Origin of the sequence: Mycobacterium sp., assembly GCF_044342925.1 — a bacterium.
Lineage (GTDB): Bacteria > Actinomycetota > Actinomycetes > Mycobacteriales > Mycobacteriaceae > Mycobacterium.
This window is the reverse complement of sequence record NZ_JBIIOV010000256.1, coordinates 1-2816: the sequence shown is the minus strand read 5'-3', so window position 1 is coordinate 2816 and position 2816 is coordinate 1. Positions and strand designations below refer to the sequence as shown.

2 protein-coding genes and 1 pseudogene are annotated in these 2816 nt (G+C 72.2%); 1 reads left to right on the top strand and 2 read right to left on the bottom strand.

Features of this window, described 5'->3' with window-relative positions; translation table 11 throughout:
* The coding region (locus ADBZ6I_RS16975) for a Dabb family protein (RefSeq protein WP_526385919.1) at nt 1-300 on the top strand (300 nt) is incomplete at its 5' end.
* A gap of 1 nt (nt 301) precedes the next feature.
* On the opposite strand, the gene ADBZ6I_RS16970 is transcribed toward ADBZ6I_RS16975, so the two are convergent.
* Both ADBZ6I_RS16970 and ADBZ6I_RS16965 read right to left on the bottom strand, forming a co-directional pair.
* Nucleotides 302-1993 carry a GTPase family protein gene (locus ADBZ6I_RS16970; RefSeq protein ID WP_526385917.1) on the bottom strand — a complete coding sequence of 564 codons (1692 nt, stop codon included), beginning with the start codon at nt 1991-1993 and terminating at the stop codon, nt 302-304.
* Nucleotides 1957-2816 (bottom strand): annotated as a pseudogene (locus tag ADBZ6I_RS16965) (hypothetical protein); the annotation flags it as partial. The pseudogene ADBZ6I_RS16965 and the gene ADBZ6I_RS16970, both read right to left, overlap by 37 nt.

Below are 2816 nucleotides of genomic sequence, written 5' to 3'. Positions count from 1 at the left end.
GCAGCCATGGCCTTCATTCACATCGTCAACTTCAAATGGCGGGACGGCGCCGGGGTCGACGGGTCAGCGCTGGCCGAGGCGCTGCAGACCGTGGTCGCCGGCATCGACGGTGTCCGCAGTTACATCTGCGGTCCCGACGCCGGCGTGAGTACCGGCGCCTACGACTTCGCCGTGGTCGGAACCTTCGACGACCGCGAGCACTTCACCGCCTACCGCGACCACCCGGAGCATCAACGGATCCTCAACGAGACGGTCCTGCCGAACCTGGAGTCCCGCACCGTCGTTCAGCTCGAGCAGTAACTCAGCCGCCGCGCGCGCTGCTCAGCGCCCCGCGGAACTGCTCGACGGTGGCCAGTTCGGCGGCCACCGGTTCGGCGATCTCCTGTTCGGCCACCACCGCGACCTCGGCGCGCAACGCCGCCCGCGCCGCCCGCGCCGCACGTTTGGCACTGGTGCGGGCCAGCACCCGGCCGACGGCGGCCAGCACCACCCCGCCGAGCAGGCCGACGATCAGTAGCAGCGTGGGCAGCGGGAAGCCCTCCACATTGGGAGCCTGCGCCACGTTGAACTGCATATAGGCCAACCCGGCCAACCCGAGCAGCCACAGTCCCCCGGCCAGGGCCACGGCGAACAGCAGCCACTGCAGCACCCCGAACACGCTCCACCACCGCGGGTCGCGCGGCGGCACCAGCGGAGCGCGGGTCACAGCCTGATCGAGGTTGTCGGCCAAGCCGGCAGAGGCGTGATCGGCGACCGCCCGGGTGCTCTGCACCCACGCCCGCGGCGCCCCGGCGGTGGCGGCGTCGACGTAGTCGTGCACCGCGGAGTTGGCCCGCGCCTTGGCCACCGGGTCGTTGGACGGCAGCGACGAACGCACCAGCCGCGGGTCCACGCCGGGGCGGTCGAGCCGCAACTGCTCGACCGGGTCCTTGCGCAGGCGCGCAAGCCATTTCAGCGGCGGCCAGCCCACCGCCTGCACCGCCTTGCGCTGACTGGACTTCTCGATGGCCGCCGCGATCACGGGCGCGCCGGCGGCTTCGGTCAGCGCATCGGTCAGCCGTCCCAGGTCCGCGGTACGGGCGCCGGCCACCGGAGTGCCGGGGTCGTCGGCGGCCTGGGCCAGTCCGTCGGCGGCGGTGGCGACGTCGGCGGCCAGCCTCGCGATCGCCGTGCGCCGGCCGGCGACGGCGGACAGGATCCGCTCGGCCAAGCCCTCCAGCCCTTCACCGCTGCGGGTTGAGGTGGCCAGCACGACGGCGTCGGACAATCCGTCCTCGGCCACCAGCCGCCGCAAGTGGGCCAGGCACGCACTGGCGTCGGCGACGGTCAGCCGGTCCACCTGGTTGAGCACCACCACTGTGACGTCGTCGTGCCGGGAGAAGCGCCGCAGGTACTGCTCGTGGACCAGGGCGTCGGCGTACTTCTGCGGATCGAGCACCCACACCATCAGGTCGACCCGCTCGACGAAGTGGTCGACGTGGGCGCGGTGCGCGGCCTGGGTGGAGTCGTGGTCGGGTAGGTCGATCAGCACCAGGTCGGTCAGCGACTCCGCGCCGCCGTGCGCGACGTGCCACCGGGTGACGCCCAGCCATTCCAGCAGCGCGATGGTCTCGGGTGTCTCCTGCCAGATCGCGGCCAGCGGCTCGGACGTGGTGGGCCGCAGCACGCCGGCCTTGGCCACCTCCTCGCCGACGATCGAGTTGAACAGGGTGCTCTTTCCGGCACCGGTGGAGCCGGCGAACGCCACCACGGTGAGCTGCTCGGAGAGCCCGCGGCGCGCCTGAGCGCGGTCGGCCACCGTGCGGGCCTGGGCGATAGCGGGGGCGGGCAGCCGGCCCTCACCGACGTCGGCCGCCTGGGCCAGGCCGGCCAGGCGACGGTCCAGGGCCGCCCCGTCGACCGGGGACAGAACCTCGGTGCGCAGCGGATTAAGCCGTGCCAGAAGGTCTTTCATCATCAGCCGTTCCACCAATCGCGCAGCGTCTCGCGCCATTTCCGCCGGGGTGCGCCCTCCTCGCCCGGCGCCGGGGGGCTGGCGGGCAACACGGCCTCGGCGTCCTCGCCGTGCCGGGCCAGCTGCACCTGGCGGGTGGCCGCCTGCAGCCGGGCCGGCAACTCCGCGTCGAGTTCGAGGGCGTCCAGGCGGGACAGGAAGCGGCTCTTCTCCTCGTCCATCAGTCCCTCGACGCGGTCGTTGAGTTTGCTCATCGCGATTTTCGACATGCGGCGCACCCCGTCCTCGCCGAACACCGCTTCGAGCAATTTCTGCGCCAGCACGGTGGACGCGCCGGCGATGCCGATCTCGGTGCCGGTCAGTCCGCCGGTCGCTGAGAACACCACCACCATCAACGCCAGGGTCACCGCATTGAGGCCGTAGGCCATTGCCCGCGCGGTCTGGCGCTTGTCGGCGCCTTCGGTGCGAATCATGTCCAGCAGATCGTCCTGCCAGGACCGAACCAGAGCCGCGGCCCGGTCGGGAAGGTCGGCGGACGCCCGCGCCAGGTCCGAGCCGCCGAGCAGTGCACGCCCCGCGTCATCCTGGCGCCAGGTGAGTTCGGCGCGCCGTGACGCCTCGTTCGCCGAGTCGACGAGCAGGCTGGCCAGTCCGGATTCGATGGCCTCGGCGACCCGCTCGGGCGGGGTGGGCTCGCCGCGGACGGCCGCGCTGATCTTGTCCCGCAGCCGGCCGACGCCTTCCTCGAGTCGCTTGAGCAGCTGTCCGGTGCCCACGAATTCCTGCCAGCGGGCCAGCACCTCGCCCCGCATCAGCGAGCCGTCGGAGGCTGCGGACTCCAGCTCGGCCACAGCGTGGGCGT

Excerpts from the sequence above, each read along its gene's own strand:
- ADBZ6I_RS16970 (WP_526385917.1), bottom strand. The coding sequence starts at position 1,993 with ATGGCGCGAGACGCTGCGCGATTGGTGGAACGGCTGATGATGAAAGAC.